The organism is Variovorax sp. 01N425, assembly GCF_056399465.1.
Window position 1 is genome coordinate 1 of the sequence record NZ_JBFTRJ010000036.1, and the last position, 18,374, is coordinate 18,374.

General features: G+C 62.3%; 19 protein-coding genes. 17 read left to right on the top strand and 2 right to left on the bottom strand.

Features of this window, described 5'->3' with window-relative positions; translation table 11 throughout:
- A partial coding sequence (locus AC1DSC_RS32185; RefSeq protein WP_478132043.1) for an SDR family oxidoreductase occupies positions 1-255 on the top strand: 255 nt, incomplete at its 5' end.
- A 491-nt stretch (positions 256-746) separates the two neighbouring features.
- On the opposite strand, the gene AC1DSC_RS32190 is transcribed toward AC1DSC_RS32185, so the two are convergent.
- Complete coding sequence (locus AC1DSC_RS32190; RefSeq protein WP_478081217.1) at positions 747-1,523, bottom strand: IclR family transcriptional regulator; 777 nt, start codon at positions 1,521-1,523, stop codon at positions 747-749.
- 195 nt (positions 1,524-1,718) lie between these two features.
- Between AC1DSC_RS32190 and AC1DSC_RS32195 the strand changes: the two genes are divergently transcribed.
- The 16 genes from AC1DSC_RS32195 (at position 1,719) to AC1DSC_RS32270 (ending at position 17,963) form a co-directional block, all read left to right on the top strand.
- Positions 1,719-2,516, top strand: a complete 798-nt coding sequence (locus AC1DSC_RS32195) for a citryl-CoA lyase (protein ID WP_478081218.1) — start codon at positions 1,719-1,721, stop codon at positions 2,514-2,516.
- Between the two features lie 75 nt (positions 2,517-2,591).
- Positions 2,592-3,770 (top strand): thiolase family protein, encoded by a 1,179-nt coding sequence (locus AC1DSC_RS32200; RefSeq protein WP_478081219.1) that lies wholly within the window; start codon positions 2,592-2,594, stop codon positions 3,768-3,770.
- Positions 3,771-3,822: 52 nt separating this feature from the next.
- Entirely contained in the window at positions 3,823-4,737 is a 915-nt protein-coding gene (locus AC1DSC_RS32205; protein ID WP_478081220.1) for an SDR family NAD(P)-dependent oxidoreductase, read from the top strand.
- Positions 4,738-4,767: 30 nt separating this feature from the next.
- Positions 4,768-5,853: an acyl-CoA dehydrogenase family protein gene (locus AC1DSC_RS32210; RefSeq protein WP_478132044.1), complete on the top strand. Its 1,086-nt coding sequence runs from the start codon at positions 4,768-4,770 to the stop codon at positions 5,851-5,853.
- Complete coding sequence (locus AC1DSC_RS32215; RefSeq protein WP_478132045.1) at positions 5,850-6,989, top strand: acyl-CoA dehydrogenase family protein; 1,140 nt, start codon at positions 5,850-5,852, stop codon at positions 6,987-6,989. Before AC1DSC_RS32210 ends, AC1DSC_RS32215 begins: the two co-directional genes overlap by 4 nt.
- 47 nt (positions 6,990-7,036) lie before the next feature.
- Entirely contained in the window at positions 7,037-7,828 is a 792-nt protein-coding gene (locus AC1DSC_RS32220) for an enoyl-CoA hydratase/isomerase family protein (protein WP_478132046.1), read from the top strand.
- 235 nt (positions 7,829-8,063) lie between these two features.
- Entirely contained in the window at positions 8,064-9,263 is a 1,200-nt protein-coding gene (locus tag AC1DSC_RS32225; RefSeq protein WP_478132047.1) for a CaiB/BaiF CoA transferase family protein, read from the top strand.
- Between the two features lie 33 nt (positions 9,264-9,296).
- Entirely contained in the window at positions 9,297-10,016 is a 720-nt protein-coding gene (locus tag AC1DSC_RS32230; RefSeq protein WP_478132051.1) for a nitroreductase, read from the top strand.
- Positions 10,017-10,111: 95 nt separating this feature from the next.
- Positions 10,112-11,080 (top strand): Bug family tripartite tricarboxylate transporter substrate binding protein, encoded by a 969-nt coding sequence (locus tag AC1DSC_RS32235; RefSeq protein ID WP_478081225.1) that lies wholly within the window; start codon positions 10,112-10,114, stop codon positions 11,078-11,080.
- 89 nt (positions 11,081-11,169) lie between these two features.
- Positions 11,170-12,228 (top strand): dipeptidase, encoded by a 1,059-nt coding sequence (locus tag AC1DSC_RS32240; protein ID WP_478081226.1) that lies wholly within the window; start codon positions 11,170-11,172, stop codon positions 12,226-12,228.
- A 25-nt stretch (positions 12,229-12,253) separates the two neighbouring features.
- Positions 12,254-12,820, top strand: a complete 567-nt coding sequence (locus tag AC1DSC_RS32245) for a DUF2889 domain-containing protein (protein WP_478081227.1) — start codon at positions 12,254-12,256, stop codon at positions 12,818-12,820.
- 32 nt (positions 12,821-12,852) lie between these two features.
- On the top strand, positions 12,853-13,686 hold the full coding sequence (locus AC1DSC_RS32250; RefSeq protein ID WP_478081228.1) for an enoyl-CoA hydratase/isomerase family protein: 834 nt from the start codon (positions 12,853-12,855) through the stop codon (positions 13,684-13,686).
- A 10-nt stretch (positions 13,687-13,696) separates the two neighbouring features.
- The gene (locus AC1DSC_RS32255) at positions 13,697-14,671 is read left to right on the top strand and encodes an NAD(P)H-dependent flavin oxidoreductase (RefSeq protein WP_478132048.1); all 975 of its coding nucleotides are present in this window, start codon (positions 13,697-13,699) and stop codon (positions 14,669-14,671) included.
- A gap of 23 nt (positions 14,672-14,694) precedes the next feature.
- On the top strand, positions 14,695-15,384 hold the full coding sequence (locus AC1DSC_RS32260; RefSeq protein ID WP_478084636.1) for a nitroreductase: 690 nt from the start codon (positions 14,695-14,697) through the stop codon (positions 15,382-15,384).
- Positions 15,381-16,385 carry an aldo/keto reductase gene (locus AC1DSC_RS32265; RefSeq protein WP_478132049.1) on the top strand — a complete coding sequence of 335 codons (1,005 nt, stop codon included), beginning with the start codon at positions 15,381-15,383 and terminating at the stop codon, positions 16,383-16,385. Before AC1DSC_RS32260 ends, AC1DSC_RS32265 begins: the two co-directional genes overlap by 4 nt.
- Before the next feature lie 147 nt (positions 16,386-16,532).
- Positions 16,533-17,963, top strand: a complete 1,431-nt coding sequence (locus tag AC1DSC_RS32270; protein WP_478132050.1) for a carboxylesterase family protein — start codon at positions 16,533-16,535, stop codon at positions 17,961-17,963.
- Between the two features lie 156 nt (positions 17,964-18,119).
- On the opposite strand, the gene AC1DSC_RS32275 is transcribed toward AC1DSC_RS32270, so the two are convergent.
- Positions 18,120-18,374: SDR family oxidoreductase (locus AC1DSC_RS32275; RefSeq protein ID WP_478132043.1), on the bottom strand; the 255-nt coding region annotated here is incomplete at its 5' end.

The window sequence follows — 18,374 nt, forward strand, 5'->3', positions numbered from 1 at the left end:
GAACTGCTCGGACGCGGCATTCGCGTCAACGCCGTCAGCCCCGGCCCGGTCGAAACGCCGCTGTACGACAAGCTCGGCATTCCCGATGCCTACCGCACGCAGGTCAACAAGGACATCGCCGCAACCATTCCGTTTGGCCGTTTCGGCACGCCGGAAGAAGTCGCCAAGGCAGTGCTGTACCTGGCTTCGGACGAGTCCCGATGGACGGTCGGCTCCGAAATCATCGTCGACGGCGGCCGCACGCTCAACGGCTGATGCAATCCACATTCAAAAGGGACTCTCCTGTGGCCGCAGCTTCATGCGACCCGTAGGCGTGCACAGCAGGAGGGAAGTCGTTCGCACGTCCCAGATGCTCTGCCAAGAGCATCGCACAACCAATCGAGATGTCCTGGGTCGTGAAATGATCGGCGCACTGGTATTGGTGCGCTCCAAGGCGCCGCTCCAGCGTTCGAAGCCGTGCAAGAACCACTTCGAGTAGTCTCGCGCAACCTGCCGTTGCCGCTGCTACTCGGGTTCGAGCCGACCGTAGCGAAGGCCAGAGTCTGCGGGAATGTCAACGTTGCTTCTCCGAAGTGAAGGAAGTTGAGAAAGGCGCCGTATTCACCCGTCGCAGCTTTCACTTCGGCTTCATCTGCACGGTCCCCTAGCCGTAGCCATCCGGCCGAATCTGACACGACTGGATGTGGCAGAAATCTTGGACCGACTTGCGACTAGCCCAAGACCTACTTCATCTGCCCCGTCATGGCTCAGAGAATGTCTAGCGAAGACTGGATGCGTGCAATGTGCTTCGCTATGGATGCGGCGGCAATCTGTTGGTCATGCCTGGACATCCGACTGTCGATCGAAGCCGTAGTGATCGCGCCCATGACAGTGCCGGTCGCATTGCGCATCGCCATTCCGATCCCGATGACACCTGGCACGCTGTAGTGTCCGATGATCGCGTGTCCGCGGCCTTGGGTTGCACGTACGAGCGCGCGCAGCGTCGACTCCGTCAGTGAGCCATAGCTGCCCAGGCGTTTCGCGTTGGCCCGGATGCATTCGTTTCGCTCCGCTTCCGACAGCGTCGACAGGATGGACAGGCCTCCTGCGCCCGTTCCCAGAGGCTGCCTGCTACCGACGTTGACGGTGAGCACCTGAACGGGGTAGGAGCCAATCACACGGGCAAGACAGATTGACTCGAACCCTATTCGGCCAATGAGGAAGGCGCTGTTTCCGGTCTCCTCCGAAACACCTCTCAATGCAGGTTCGCACACCGTTCTCAGGTCCGCACGGTCAGCGAAAGCGGCCGCCATCTGGCGGCAGTAATCACCCAGCACATAGCGCTTCGAGCCGGCGGGTCGCTTCAACAACCCCTGTCTCTCCAGAGCCTGGACTATGCGATGCATGGTAGGGCGTTCAAGCCCGCTAAGCGCCACAAGGTCGGCCACCGTCAGCCCGTGCGAACCGTTGGCAACCACGTGCTTCAACACACCGACTGTGCGATCGATGCTTTGCGTACCGCGTGATTCCGTTGAGTTCATCATTTTGATCATATTGTGGACACAAACTCACAATCAGGATCCGTATAAACCCTATGGAATCGCGTTTCGCTAGGTTACGACATCCACATCGTGGACATGCCTCTACTGAGATTTCTGGTTCGAAAACTACGATTCGTCCCACTGATTCGCCACCGACCGCGAATGCTTTCACCCCCCACGTCCAGACTGGAGCACTGAATGACAACGACCCCTGATCGAAAGTATTGGCGAACCGCTATCGCTGACCCCACTCCACATGAAGGTACTCTGGTCAGGGGCTACGACGTCCTCACTGATCTCGTCGGCAAGATCGACTTCGGCGCCATGGTGTACCTGCTCTACAAGGGAGAGCTTCCCAAGGGCAACGAGGCGAAGATCATCAATGCGATGTTCATCTCGGTCGCCGACCATGGCATTTCTCCGTCCTCGACAGTCACCCGTTTTGTGCAGGCAGCCGGTGTACCGATCCAGTGTTCGGTCGCTGCCGGCGCCATGATGTTTGGCGACGTACATGGGGGTGCCGGCGAAGAGTTCGCACGTTACATCCAGGAGCTGGTGTCCGAGGCAGCCTCGAGCGGGCGCAGCTATGAGGACGTGGCGACAGAGTACGTCGGCAAGCACAAGCGGCTGGATGGCTTCGGGCATCCGCAGCATCCCGAAGGCGATCCGCGCGGGAAGAGGCTGTTCGCGCTTGCCGAGGAGTATGGGCTTGCAGGCGACCACATCCGGATGACGCGCGAGTTGGAAAAGGCGCTGATCAAGAAGAAAAACCGCCCCCTCTTGGCAAACATCGATGCGGCGGTCGGCGCAATCATTTCGGATCTGGGAATCGACTGGAGGCTGTCTCGCGCGTTCATCGTCGTTCCGCGCACGGCGGGCTTGTTCGCCCACGCATTCGAAGAGTCGGTGCGCGAGCCCGGCTGGCGCCAGATCACGCTGGACCAGGTCGAGTACGACGGCCCCGCCCGCCGGACCAACAACGGCCCTGCCATCTGACGGATTACCTGATCCACAGCCGCTGCGACCTGCCTGCGGCGTACTTTCTTAGATGCTCACGAATTGGAGAGACTGATGACCGCTCGCGTCGCAATTGCTGGAATTGGAATGACCTCGTTTGGAAAATTTCTCGACCGCTCGGTCAGAAGTCTTTCCGAAGAGGCTGTACGGATCGCATTCGAAGACGCCGGCATCACGGCCGATCGTGTTGACCGGGTTTACTTCGGTAATGCGGCTGCCGGTCTCGTCACCGGGCAGGAAATGGTCCGCGCCCAGGCTGCGTTGAGATTCACCGGTCTGCTGGGCAAGCCGATGATCAACACCGAGAACGCATGCGCCACGGGCAGCACCGCGTTCCATCTGGCTTGGCAGTGCGTGCAAGCCGGGCAGGCCGACATCGTCCTGGTAGTCGGCGCTGAAAAGCTGACCCATGCCGACAAGGCGGTGTCCTTCGGTGCATTCGGGGCCGCGGTGGACATGGAAGAGAAGCTGCCCGACCACATTGGATCGGGCAGCGGCTCCATCTTCATGGACATCTACGCCGAAAGAACGCGCCGCTACATGGAAGCGACGGGAGTGACGTCGGCTGACATTGCCCAGATCGTGGTCAAGAGCCGGCATGCAGCGTCCCTCAATCCCTTTGCTCAATTCCGCAAGCCGACGACCGTTGAAGAAGTGCTGGCGGCCCGCATGATCAGCAACCCGCTGACGCTTCCGATGTGCTCTTCGATCGGGGACGGCGCCGCCGCGATCGTCCTCGTCTCGAGCCGCGTCGCTGCGCAACTGACAGGCGCCAGGCCGGTATGGGTGGCCACGTCTACATTGGTTTCCGGCTCGGGAGATACGACAGGCCCCAACGCTTCGGCACGGGCCTCCAAGGCTGCCTATGAAGAGGCGTCCATCGATCCGCGCGACGTCCACGTGGTCGAGGTGCACGATGGGGCCGCGCCCAGCGAGCTGATCAACGCCGAGACCCTGCAGCTTTGCGCACCGGGAGAAGCCGTCCACCTGCTGCGAAGCGGTGCGACAGACCTTGGCGGAAAGATCTCCATCAATCCAAGCGGCGGGTTGATCAGCCGGGGCCACCCCATCGGGGCCACTGGCACCGCTCAGATTTTCGAGTTGGCGCAACAACTGCGCGGTGAGGCCGGTGAACGGCAGCGCCCGGCTGCCAAGGTTGGATTGGCACAGAACTCCGGCGGCCAGGTCGGCGGTGACTCGGCCGCGGCTGTGGTGACCATCCTCACCGCATGAACCGCACCAACTCACTTCGCGACACGATTGATCGATACATCTGGAGACTGACATGACACAGCGACTGCTGGGCAAAGTGATTGTGGTGACTGGCGCAGGCGCCGGCGTAGGCAAGGAGATCGCGCTTGAGGCAGCGCGTCAGGGCGCACGTGTGATCGTGAACGACCTGGGCGTGAGCATGGATGGCGCTGGTGGCAGCGCCGGGCCGGCCCAGGAGACCGTGGACCAGATTCGCGCGGCCGGCGGCGAGGCCAGCGCCAACACCGACAGCGTGGCGGAGTGGAGCTCCGCCCATCGCATCGTTCAACATGCGATTGACGTGTACGGGCGCGTCGACGGGCTGGTCAACAACGCGGGCAACCTGCGCGATGGCATCTTCCACAAGATGTCCGAAGAGGACTTCGATGCGGTGGTGAAGGTGCACCTGAAGGGCTGCTTCAACATGGCCCGTGCCGTCGCGCCGCACTTCAGGAGCCAGGAGTCCGGTGCCATCGTGCACATGACTTCGACCTCCGGGCTGATCGGCAACGGCGCGCAGGCCAACTACTCCGCCGCGAAGATGGGCATCGTCGGTCTGTCGAAATCGATTGCGCTCGATATGGAGCGCTTCAGCGTGCGGTCGAACTGCATCGCGCCCTTCGCATTCACCCGCATGGTGAGCTCGATCCCGACCGACACCCCTGAAGGAATGGCCCGCACGCTGGTCAACCAGCGCATGGAGGTGGCCAAGATCGCGCCTTTCACTTGCGCGCTGCTTACCGACGAAGCCCGTGGCGTGACCGGGCAGATCTTCGGCGTTCGCAGCAACGAGATCTTCCTGTTCTCGCAGCCGCGGCCGATCCGTACCGCACACCGCAGTGAGGGCTGGACCGTCGATACCTGCCTTGAAGTGGCGTTGCCCATGATGAAGCCCTCGTTCTTTCCGCTGGACAAGTCGCGCGACATCTTCACTTGGGATCCCGTTTGACGGGACAGAGACAACCACCAGGAGCAAGTGATGAGTGAAGAGACGCGTGACATGCTGCATGAAGCGGCCCAGCGGATATTCGCGGACAAGCCTGCAAATCTGTGGACAGTTTTGCAAGAGTCCGGATTCGACAAAACGTTGCTGCCAGAGAGCAAGGGCGGCGCGGACGTGAGTTGGGCGGATGCATCTGGACTTCTGGTTCTCGCCGGTGAGCATGCTGCGGACGCTCTGCTGGCGGACGCGATGGTCGGGCACTGGCTTCTGGACCATGCCGGCGTCGACGGCGCAACCTTGCCGACCGTCGCGTCATCGGCGCATTCCGAGCAGATTCGGCTGGGTCGCACGCGCGACGGCTGGCGCGTCGATGGCAAGCTCCCCCGTGTGCCATGGGGCGGCGCATGCACGCATGTCGCGTTCATCGTCGGGTCTGGCGCAGCTGCTCAGCTCATTGTCCTGGCTCGGGATGCAGCCGGCATTTCCGTCACTTCAGGCCGCAATCTCGCGGGCGAGCCGCGCGATACGCTGGTGCTCGAAAGCGTGGTGCCGCAGGCGGTGGTTGCCGCGCCTTTCGATGCGCGTGAGCTGCTCGCCCTTTCAGCTGTCCTGCGCAGCGCGTTGATGGCCGGAGCAATCGAACGGTCGCTTGCGCTTGCCGTTGAATACGCCAACCTTCGCGTCCAGTTCGGCCGGCCGATCGGCAAATTCCAGGCGGTGCAGCAGAACATTGCCGTTCTCGCGACGCAGGCGGCCGCCGCGCGTGCGGCAGCTGAAGCTGGCAGCGAAGCGATCGATGAATGGCTGGATGGGGTAGGCGAGCCCCTCTCGCGGAGCATTGCCGCTGCCAGCGCGAAGATCCGAACGGGTGAAGCGGCGGGGCAGGCGTGCGCGATCGCGCACCAAGTGTTCGGAGCCATCGGCTTCACAGAGGAACACGAACTCCATCGATACACCCAGCGGCTCTGGTCATGGCGAGACGAGTGCGGCAACGAGGCCTTCTGGTCTCGCGATCTCGGCGAACGCATCCTCGCCGGCGACGCCGGACAGTCCCTCTGGCGCGCAGTGGTGCCGATGGCGAAGACCATCAGTGGCGCCGCAGCAGCAGGAGCAGCACGATGAACAACCTTTCCTTTCCGCGCCCGAGGCAGTCCGAGATCGGCGAGCGGCTGCGCTCCGAAGTTCGCGAGTTCATCGACGGCTGGCACGGCAATCGGCACGGTGCCGCTGCTTTCGGCGGCTTTGATCCCGAGTTCAGCGCAGCCCTTGGCGAGCGCGGCTGGATCGGCATGGGTTTTCCAAAGCGCTATGGCGGCGGCGGGTACGGACTGGCGGAGCGGCTCGTCGTGCTGGAGGAACTGCTCGCCGTTCGCGCACCGATCTTTGCGCATGCGGTGGCCGAGCGCCAGAGCGGGCCGCTGCTGCTGCGCTTCGGCAGCGAGCGGCAGCGCGAGGAAATCGTCCCCCGAATTGCCACCGGGAAGTGCTACTTTTGCATCGGTCTGAGCGAGCCGGACTCGGGGTCGGATCTCGCATCGGTACGCACGCGCGCCACCAAGGTGGACGGCGGCTGGCGCGTGAACGGTGCCAAGATCTGGACCTCGAGTGCGCACCGCACGCACTACATGGTCTTGCTGTGCCGTACGGCGCCCGCGAGCGAAGTGCGACAGGCCGGCTTGAGCCAGTTCCTGGTCGACATGAAGACACCCGGCGTCACATGCCGGTCCATCGTGAACATCGCCGGAGACGACGATTTCAATGAAGTCCACTTTCAGGACGTGTTCCTTGCTGACGATGCCCTCATTGGCGTCGAAGGCCAAGGATGGCAGCAGGTCACGAGCGAGCTGACATTCGAGCGAAGCGGGCCCGACCGGTTCATGTCTCACATGGGCGCCGTCGAGGAGTTCGTCACTGCGCTCAAGCAGCAGTCGTCGGGGGAGGGCGCGCGGACGGTGGGGCGCCTGGTCGCCCACCTCTCGACGTTGAGGCGAATGTCGCGCTCCATCGCCATGATGATCACCGACGAGCAGGACGCCGCGCTGCATGCGGCCCTGCTCAAGGACCTCGGTACCTGCTTCGAGCAGGAAATTCCCGAGACCCTTCGGTTGGTTCTGCAGACCGAGCCCGAGCCGGGTGCCTCAGACGGGTACAGCGCGGCGCTGGCCAACGTCATCCTGCACGCACCCTCCTGCACGATCCGCGGTGGGACGAAGGAAGTACTGCGCGGCATGGTCGCAAAGTCCCTCGGACTGCGGTAAGCAGACTTTTGATTCAACTCCGAAACAGACATCCCGAAAGGCCGCAAGTGGAAACAGCTACCAACACAGAAGAACTTCATCGACAACTGGGCGATGCCGTTCTGTGGTTGAAATTGAATCGACCACAGGCGTTGAACTCGCTGACACTGTCGCTCGTAGTCGCATTGACGCAGGCGATCGAAGATGCTCAAAGCGACCCGGAAGTCCGCGTCATTGTTCTGACAGGCGAAGGCAGGGCCTTCTGCGCTGGCGCCGACTTGAAGGACCCCGCCAGGAGCCGCCCCGAAAGTGGCGCCGAGTTCGTGAAGGCGATCGGCGCTCTGACCGAGCTGATCGAAGCCTCCACCAAACCCGTCATTGCCGCGCTCAACGGTATTACGGTCGCAGGTGGACTGGAGCTCGTGCTCGCCTGTGACCTCGTGATCGCGGCCGAGTCCGCTCGGATTGGCGATGCCCATTCGAACTACGCCCTGTTTCCTGGCGCAGGCGCCACCGTGCGCTTGCCGAGGAAGGTGGGACTGAACAACGCGAAGCTCCTCATGTTCACGGGCGATATGCATCCGGCCAGCGAATGGAAGGCGCTTGGCCTCGTCAACCTGGTGGTCGCTGATGACGGCTTCATCGGCGCCGTGACCGCTCTGGCAAAGAAGCTCGCGATAAAGAGCCCGCTGGTGCTGGGTCGGATGAAGCAGGCGCTCAATGATGCGCTGGACCAGCCAGCATCCATCGGGCTGCGCTACGAGCGCGCCTTGAGCAACTTGCACCACTTCTCGGCCGACCGTGTCGAAGGGCTTGCGGCCTTCAAGGAAAAGCGCCCTCCGCAGTTCACGGGCACGTAGTCCGCCGACCCATACAAAAAGAACTGAGACAAGCATGAACAGTTACGGATGCAAAGGGGCTCAAGCCTGCCCGATTCTCCCGACGATGCGATCCGCTTCCAGATTCACGAGCCGGCCAATTGGAGTTGCGCCGTCTCTCTTATGCGGACGAAGAGGCGACTGAACTGAGCCATGGTTTGCTGATCGCGCCGATTCCGGCGACGCAGCTGATACGGACGATTGAAGGATCAATAGTATGGAAACGAAAGACAAAGGGCCTCTGGCCGGCGTGCGTGTGATCGACATCGGCACGATGGTTGCCGGCCCGGTCGCCGCAACACTGTTTGCCGACTTGGGCGCGGACGTGATCAAGATCGAGCAACCGCGCGGTGGGGACGCGCTGCGCCATATCGGGCCGATGGTGGAGGGCGAAAGCCTCTGGTGGAATGTCGAAGCGCGAAACAAGAAGTCCGTGACGCTCGATCTGCACCATCCCGAAGGCCAGCGGATCCTGAAGGAACTGTTGAAAGACGCCGACGTGCTCGTGGAGAATTTCCGCCCCGGCATCCTGAATAAATGGAACCTGTCATGGGAGCACCTGAAGAAGGTAAACCCAAGGCTCGTGATGCTCAGCGTCTCCGGGTATGGCCAGACCGGTCCATATGCAAGCCGCGCAGGGTACGACCGCATTGCCCTTGCTATGGGCGGCACGCTGAACGCCACAGGTTATCCGGACCGCGCTCCGGTGAAGCTCGGCACGGCAATGGCCGACTATTCAACCGCGGTCCTTGGCGCTTTCGGAACCATGGTAGCGCTCTACTACCGTGATATGCAGGGCGGCGCAGGTCAGCAGATCGATCTCTCGTTGTACGAAACGGTGTTCCGCTTCACCGACGTGATGGTCACGGCGTACGAGAAGATGGGGCTGCCGCGCGAGCGCACAGGCAATCTCCACTTCGCCGCCGCCCCGGGTGACCATTTCGAAACCTGCGATGGACGCTACATCGTCCTGACTGTGTCCAACGATCGCATGTACGGCCGCCTGTGCGAAGCCATTCCGGTCCTTGTCGGCGACGAGCGCTTTTCCAGCCACGCTAAACGCACCGCGCGCGTCGAGGAGGTCAACGAGATCGTTGCTGAATGGATCAAGTCGCTGCCGGTTCTGGAGGCGTGCCGGATTCTCGAAGAAAAGGGGCTCGCTTACTCCTTGATCTACTCGATCAAGGACATCGTCGCAGACCCACATTACCAGGCTAGAGGCAGCATCGCGACCGTCGAGCACCCGCAGATCGGCGAACTGAAGATGCCGGCTGTGCAGCCACGGTTCAGTGGTACACCTGCACCGCAGATCAGGCCAGCGCCTGCTCTCGGCGCGCATACCGACGAGATCCTGCGCGAACTCGTGGGGCTTTCGGTCGGGCAGATTGCCGAGCTGCGCCAAGCGGGCACGGTCTGAGGGGCTGAACACCATGAAGGCACTTCGATGACCATGTCCCAAGTAAAGACAGTCGTGCAGGATCCTGCGAGCGTGGTGTCGGCCATCGAGAGCCGCTTCTCGTGCCGTGCGTTCTTTCCCGACAAGCCGGTCGCGCGCCAGCAAGTCGAAGAGATTTTGCGGATAGCGAGTTGCGCGGCGTCCAGCACGAACACCCAGCCGTGGAAGGTGCATGTGCTGCAGGGGGATCGTCGCGATGAACTCGTCGCGAAGGTGTGCGCTGCGCACGATGCGACACAGGCTGACCCCTCGTTGGCTGTCGAGTACGGGGAGGTGGAAGGCTACTACCCCGCGCAGTGGGTCTCGCCCTACATCGACCGGCGACGTCACAACGGCTGGGGCCTTTATGGGGCTCTCGGAATCGCAAAAGGCGAGAAAGACAAGATGCACGCGCAGGCACAGCGGAACTACCGCTTCTTCGATGCACCGGTTGGCCTCATGTTCACCATGGACCGCGTCATGGGCCGTGGCTCCCTAATCGATTACGGCATGTTCCTGCAGACCTTGATGCTCGCTGCGCGTGCGCTCGGCCTGCACACGTGTCCCCAGGCGGCGTGGAACAACTACGCAAAGATCGTCATGCCGTTCATCGATGCGGGCTCCAATGAAATGCTTGTTTGTGGCATGGCGCTCGGCTATGCAGACGAGTCCGCGCCAGTGAATGCGTATAGGCCGCCGCGGGAAAAAGTGGAGAGCTTCACGCTCTGGGTCTGATCGGCGCGCTTCCGACCACATTGTGGATATGTGGCTGGTGAAGGTCTCTTGGATTTTCTACATTGACTGTTCAAATTTTTATAAGTGGAGACAACATGATTTCTCGTCGTCAACTTGCCAAGTTTGGCCTGGCCGCGCTCGCATTGCCGCCCTTTGCCATGGCTGCGCCCTTCACGTCACAAACGATCAAGGTGATCGTTCCGAATTCGCCTGGCCCAGGCACTGACGTGTTGGGACGTTTTTTCGCGTCCTACATGGCGAAGCATTGGAACTCTCCAGTAGTAGTTGAAAACAAGGCAGGCTCGGGTGGCCAGATCGCGACTGACTTCGCCGCCAAGGCTCCGCCAGACGGCACCGTGATCCTGATAACGACGAGTGCGCATTTCACCTACCCTTACCTCTATACGAAGTTGCCGTTTGATCCCGTGAGCGACTTGGTTCCGCTCGCCCAATTCGTTCAGGGCGCATTTGCAGTCGTGGTGGCGACAAATTCACCGTTCAAGACGATCCAGGAGCTCATCGGCGAAGCTAAGCGTCAGCCGGGAACGATCAGTTATGCATCGGCGGGTGTCGGCTCGCCTACCCACATGGCGGGTGCTCAATTCGGGCACATGGCGGGTATCAACATCGTTCACATTCCCTATAAAGACGCCTCTCAGGTGATGACTGATGTAATCGGCGGGCAACTTCAAATGGGACTCACCGGCACCTCGACGGCAATGTCGATGATCCAAGGTGGAAAGCTACGCGCCTTGGCCGTCACTGGTCCAAAACGCGTCCCGGCACTCGCCAATGTGCCGACGTTGGATGAGTCGGGCGTGCGCGGCTACGATGTGACCTCGCCCATATTCGCAGTCACGCGGGCTGGTACGCCAGCAGCCACAGTCTCGGAAATCTCGCGGATCATGCTTGAGGCAGCCAATACGCCTGAGTTCAAGGAAGTGGCCGACAGGCTGGGTTACGTGATGGATTTGCAAGACGCGGCCAAGATGCGCAGCAATATGCCGAGCGAATTTGCCAAATGGAAGCGGATGGTTGACATCTCTGGCGCGAAGCCGGGCTAAGTGCGACCGTCACTGTCTGAAGAGCTATGTGTTGCGGTCATTTCCATACGTTTGGCACCTCTTGCCGTCATTCGATCTGGAGCACGCCGATGGCGTCGGTTCAGGCGATCCTCAGCGGCGGTGTCGGGCCCAACGGTTCGACCGAAGCGGCCCAGGGCGCCGAGCTTGGCGCCAAAGCGCTGGATGTGCTGCACAAATCCATCTCGGTGGATGTCCATACGCACGGCGGACCGGAGGGCATCTACTCTCCGGCACCCCCCAACGGCATGCTTGCCGCCGGAATGCGGGCCGGCTCCCTCGCCGCGGTGTGCCTGTCGGAAATCCCGGATGAACCACTTCTTGGCAGGAATGCAGCCGGGGTCGCCTGCCTTACCCGCTTGCCGAGGCTAGGTGAGCTCTATAAGCACCATCTTGAACGCCTCGCCTGGGCCGACGAGATGGTGGCGCACCATGGTTTGCAGCGCGCGCTAACGGCAGCTGATCTTGAATCGGCCCACGCTGCAGGTCATCCGTCGGTGATCGGAGGCGTCGAGGGCCTGGACTTCATGGAAGGAAAGCTTGAGCGGTTGGAAGAAGCCCACCAGCGCGGCATCCGCTCCGCTCAGCTTGTTCACTTCACCCCGAACGATATCGGTGACTTCCAGATGGGCGTGGTGACGCACGAAGGGTTGACCGAATTTGGCGCCGAGGTGATCCGTGACTGCCATCGGTTGGGAATGATCGTCGATGTGGCGCACGCCACCGAACGAACGGCCAAGGCTGCGGCAAAAGTCTCCACCAGACCGCTGCTGCTGTCGCATACAGCACTTGCCGGCTCGAAGGCGATGGCATCCAGCCGATTGGCCGCCCGCTGCGTCAGCCCGGATCATGCGCGAGCGATTGCAGAAACCGGCGGTGCCGTCGGGATCTGGGCCATCTTTCCTGACCTCGACAAATACGTCGAAGGACTGAAGGAAATGGCCGACGTCATCGGCGTGGACCACATCTGTGTGGGGACCGATCAACAGGTCGCCCCTGGTGCGCTGCAAGACTATTCACAGTGGGTCAATCTGATCGCGGCGATGCTGCGCGGCGGGTTCACTTCCGAAGAGGCTGGGAAGATCTCAGGCGGCAATTACATGCGCATCTTCCATGCTGCGGTGGGATGAATCACTCACAAGGCCGGAGACTTTCATGAGCACAGATGCAGTGACCCGTGAAGAGTTGCACCACCGCGAAGTAGACATGCGCTTTTACCGTCGCAATGACGGCCTGTTCGAAGTCGAAGGCCGCTTGGTTGACACCAAGACACACCCGTTTCGGCGCTTGCTGGCTGAGGAGGACGCCCCTCCAGGGCGTCACCTGCACGACATCACAGTTCGGCTTGTGATTGACGCCGACCTCCAGGTTCACGCTGCGGATGCCAGGATGTCGGCGACGCCTTTCAACATCTGCCCGGGAGCAGCAGCCGCGCTGCAGGCGCTTGTGGGTCTCAGCATCGGGGCGGGCTGGAACAAGCGCGTACGCGAACTGCTTGGGGGCGTGGCGTCCTGCACGCACATTGTGGAACTCTTGGGCCCTATGGCCACTACCGTTCTGCAAGGCATCGCGCCGCTACGAGTCGTCTCGACTGGCGATCCTGAAATCGACGCGCAGCGCCGATTTCGTGTGGACAGCTGCTACGCGTTCGCGGCAGAACGCGAGGTCGTGGTTCGCCTGTTGCCACACCTGCAGCGCGAGAAGCCAGGGATGTCGACCTGACCAAGCCAACGACCAAACTCAGAGGTACGTGCATGACTTATGAAGCAATCGAGTTCAACATCGAAGACGGCATTGCCTTTCTTCACTTGAACCGTCCGGAGGCCAGGAACGCACTCGACGATGTCATGCGGGTGGAGATCGCTGACGTCATCCGGCGCTTGCGCAAGGGGATCGACCACAAGGAGCTCGATGTCAGGGCACTGGTGATCGGCGGGCGCGGGGGCGCCTTCTGCGGCGGCGGCGACGTCAAGGGCATGGCCACGAAAAAGACCACCCAGATGATCCATAGCCGCATGACGGACATTCAGGATTGGTTTCGCGACCTCCTCAAGCTCGAGATGCCTGTCATTGCGGCGGTTGACGGGCCTGCTTTCGGGGCCGGGTTCAGCATCGCGCTGGCGGCCGACTTCATCATCGCCACGCCCAAGTCAAGCTTTTGTGCAGCGTTCGGCCGGATGGGTCTTGTGCCGGACACGTCCATCCTCTTCATGCTGCCTCGCATCGTGGGCTTGCAGCGCGCCAAGGAGTTGATCTTCTCGGCGCGGGTGTTGGGTGCCGATGAGGCCAAGGCGATGGGGATCGTCTACGACCTGGTGCCCGAAGGCGAAGCCATCGAGGCGGCCACCGAACTCGCACGCAAGATGAAGCTGGCGTCCGTTGCCGCTGTGGGGCTCACCAAGCAGCTGCTCAATCAGACCTTCGAGTCGAGCCAATCGGCGATGGCGCAGGCCGAGGCACTCGCTCAGGCCGTCGCCATCGGCACCGATTACCACGCTGATGCTGTTCAGCGTTTCGTCGGGAAGTCTCCCCTGTTGTTCGCGGGTTTCAGCGAGCGGAACTGGCGCAAGCCGACGCAGCCGAAGTAGCCAACCGCCCATGCACTCTCTTACCTGGCAAAAAAAAGCCACATCAGCCATGTTCATCCGCTCAAGCCTTTCGGTTCCTGTCATCTGCGCACCCATGTTTCTCGTCACAGGGCCTAACCTGGTGCGAGAGGCTTGCCTCGCGGGACTGGTGGGTGTTTTGCCGCGCCACAACGCGAGAACCCTCGAGCAATTCGAAGAATGGCTGGAAGCGATCCAGACCGCGCGGAAGGAAGCGCTGGCCCATTCCACCAAGGTGGGCCCGCTCGTGGTCAACGTTTCCGCAAAGCTGCCCACGGCTGAGCTCGAGGAGACTTTGACGCTTGCAGGCCGCTACGGCGTGGAGACTGTCATCAGTGTGGGCGGCGGGCCGCGCGAGGTCGTGCGCGTCGCGCACTCGAAGAGCATGGGCGTGCTGCACGATGTCATCAGTGTGGAGTTCGCGAAGAAGGCGATCGAGCAGGGCGTGGACGGCCTGATCGCCATTGGTCTGGGCGGAGGCGGCCATTCCGGGCTTCTGTCCCATCTGACCTTGATCGAAAAAATCCGCACGATCTTCAAGGGGCCCCTGGTCATGGCGGGGGGCGTCTCGACGGGTGCCGGCGTGCGGGCCGCAGAGGTTCTGGGTGCCGACTATGCGTACATGGGAACGCGCTTCATCGCCACGAAGGAAGCCGATGCGCCTGCCGATTACAAGCGGATGCTCGTCGAATCGACATCGGAAGACCTGGTCTACACGCCCAATGTCACTGGCGTGTCGGCGAACTGGTTGAAGCCGTCGCTGCAGCGGTGCGGAATCGATATCGAGACGCTCGCGATGCCCGGCGCCGGGCGCTTCGACCATCTGCCGACCGACATCCGGCCATGGCGGGACATCTGGAGCGGCGGGCAAGGCATCGATCTCATCGAGGACATCCCCGACGTGGCCACACTGGTCGCGCGGCTCGTTCGCGAATATCAGGCTGCGTGCGGGCGCCGGGAGGAGTGACGATCAACCGAGGACTGAAGGGCATGATGCAATTTGACGACGTCATCCTCGGCCGCCGCAGTATCCGAGGCTACAAACCTGATCCGGTCCCCAGAGCATTGATCGTGGAGATCATTGCACTGGCCATGCGGGCCCCATCGTCCAACAACACCCAGCCGTGGAATTTCTATGTCGTCACCGGCGAGCCGCTAGCCCGCATCCGCGCCGGCAATACGGAGAGGATGCTGGCCGGTGTGCCGCAATCCCGGGAGTTTCGAACAGGACCGGCTTTCGAAGGTCCCCACCGCGAGCGGAAGGTCGGGGTCGCAAAGCAGCTGTTCTCGGCGATGGGCATCGCGCGAGACGACAAGGAAAGGCGCCACGATTGGGTCATGCGCGGCTTCCGCCAGTTTGACGCGCCGGTCTGCGTCATCGTCACCTACGACCGCGTGCGCGACGGCAGCGACGATACCTTCTTCGACTGCGGGGCGGTCGCCACTGCGCTCGTCAACGCCGCCTGGTCGCGGGGCTTGGGTTGCGTGATCAACAGCCAGGGCATCATGCAATCGCCGGTGGTGCGCGAGCATGCCGGCATTGCCGACGACCAGGTGATCATGAAGAGCATTGCGCTCGGTTGGCCTGACGATACCTTCCCCGCCAACGCGGTGATCTCCGAGCGCAGGAGCGTGGCCGAGGCCAGCGTCTTTGTTGGTTTTGACGACTACAACCCATGAGCAGTCGCAATCTGATCCGTCTTGGCAACACCGGGCTGCGAGTCTCGCGCCTGTGCCTTGGCACAATGACCTTTGGATCCAATGCCGACGAAACAGAGTCGATGTCGATCCTCGATGCCGCCACTGATGCGGGCGTTAATTTCATCGACACGGCGAATCGATACCCGAGTGACGCGTCCGACGAGCGCAAAGGGTACACAGAGCAAATTATCGGCAAATGGCTGAAGGGCCGCCGCGAACGCTTCATCGTCACGACAAAGGCCGGCGGCCCGATGGGCCCACTGCCATGGGACGCCGGCACGTCGCGCAAACATCTCCTGAGCGCCGTCGACGCGTCGCTTGCCCGGCTCGGTACCGATTACGTGGACCTGTTCCAGTTGCACCGAGACGATCCCTCCACGCCGCTCGACGAGACGCTCGAGGCGCTCGAAACCATCGTGCGCAGCGGCCGCGCCCGATACGTCGGCGTATCCAATTGGGGCGCGTGGCGGATCGCTCGCGCACTTGGGCGCTCCGAAACTCTCCGGCTGGTGAAGCCCGTGACGGTTCAGCCTCGCTACAACTTGCTGTTTCGGCAGTTCGAGCGAGACCTGTTCCCCATGTGCGAGGCGGAGAACCTCGCGACGCTCTGCTACAACCCGCTGGCCGGTGGCTTCCTCACGGGCAAGTATCACGGCGAGGCAGAGCCCGACGCCGGAACGCGCTTTGGCGCCGGAAACACCGCAGCCGCATACAGACAGCGGTACTGGCACGAGAGAGAGTTCCAAGCAGTGAGCCGCATCATGGATCTGGCTCAGCTTGCCGGCCTGGCGCCTGAACGGCTCGCAGTGGCATGGGTACTGGCACAACCTGGCGTCACTTGCACGGTGATCGGGGCGAGCCGTGCATCCCAGTTGCGGGAAGTGCTGCAGGCCGGAGAAACGAAACTGAACGCGCCTGTATTGCAGGAGCTGGACGCGATCACGCGAGAGTTCCGGCTCGGCGACGCACCGCCAGTCTGAGTCACGGCACCTTCGCGCCAGGTCAAGATCTTGAACTCGCGCTTCGCCTGTGCGCCTGCACCACTGGTCGAGGCTGCGCAACAACCCCGGCGAGGAAGACCACGCCTCCTCGCCCGACAGCACACTCTCAACGAAAGGATCGAACACATGACCGACACTGACACCGCTGGCCAAGCGATACGTTCTTGGCTGGGCATCCCCTACGCCACCGCAGATCGCTTTCGCCAGCCCACTTTGCTGCCTTTCAATCCGGCCCTGCCCTACGATCAGAAGGGGCCGGCCCCGCTGCAGGCCGGCGACACCAGCTGGCTGGAGGCCGACAACGGATTCAGCGAGGACTGCCTGAACCTCAACGTCTGGGCACCCGAAGACGCGGGGGAGGAACCGCTCCCCGTGATCGTCTACATCTTCGGCGGCGGCTTCGAACTTGGCGCGAACACCCAGACCACCTCGAATGCCTCGGGTCTCGCCGCGACCGGCCGTGCCATCGGGGTATCCCTGAACTATCGGCTCGGTCCGTTCGGGTGGCTCTCGCTCTCCCAGTACGGGGGCGTGTTCGCGGACGCCACCAACCTCGGCCTGCAAGACATCATCGCCGCGCTCAGATGGGTGCAGGAGAACATTGCCCGCTTCGGTGGCGATCCTCAGAACGTCACCGTCACCGGCCACAGCGCCGGCGCGTACTCCACGATCGGGCTCCTTGCTGCCCCGGCCGCCGACGGCCTCTACCGGCGCCTCGCTGCATTCTCCGGCGGCGCCTCCCGGATCGTTCCGGCCTGGTGGGCCGAAGAACTCGCGATCACGTTCCTGACTGAACTCGGCATCGCGGACGATCCACAACAACTGCTCTCGCTCGATGCGAAGCTCCTTGCGGAGACCCTCATCAAGGTCAGCCCGCGCGACATCGGCGATCGGCATGGCATCGACAACACGACTATCGGCATCGTGAACGACCACTCTCAGAACGGAGCCGTGCTTGCCGGCACGCCGCTGCGCGTACTCGAGTCTGGACGCCACCGTGACATCGACATCCTCTTCAGTACGGCGACGAACGAGGCGGATTGGTGGGTCATCAATGCGACCAAGAAGTTCGACCCGGGTAGCATCAGCAACCTCGTTGACGAGCTTGTAGTGAAATCGCGCATCCCCCGGAGCCGTGCCCGGCGCATCGTTGCCGCATACGATGTCAACGGACGTACTCCGGTCGAGGTCCGCGGGGCCCTCTTCACAGACTACTTCTTCACCCTACCCGCCGTCCGTGCAGCACTCGCCCACGCCGCCGCAGGCGGAAAGGCCCACCTGCTCACCGTTGGCCCAGTCGAGGGTGCGCCGGCCGTACACGGCACGGAGATGTACGGCATCGTCGGACAGCAACGCCCCCAACAGAGCGACGAGCAAGCCATCCGAGACACCTTCGTCCGCGACGCCCTCCTCGACTTCGCCGTAGGTAACCACGACCGGCTTTGGAAAGCCGTAACCACGGAACCCACTTCGCATGGCATCGGCAACCCTCCCTACGACCCCACCGCCCATGCGGCCGACGTCCTGCGCACCTTTGCGGGCATCGAACGGACCTGACTTGCCCTATAGCGGCACGATCGGATGTGAGGCGGGTGGTGACGTGGTCTCGGTCCGGCGATAGAGAGGGCTGCGGAACGTAGCGTGCGGCTGTCGGCCGGACCACGATGCCCATTGTGCTTGCATCCGCCGCGACGTCGAAGCGCTACAGGCCAATCAGCCGTTGAGCGTCCGGCCGCCGTCGACGATGATTTCGGAACCGACCGTCCATCGGGACTCGTCCGAAGCCAGGTACAGCACTGCCTTGGCGACTTCTTCCGGTGTGCCGAAACGGCCAAACGGAATGGTTGCGGCGATGTCCTTGTTGACCTGCGTGCGGTAGGCATCGGGAATGCCGAGCTTGTCGTACAGCGGCGTTTCGACCGGGCCGGGGCTGACGGCGTTGACGCGAATGCCGCGTCCGAGCAGTTC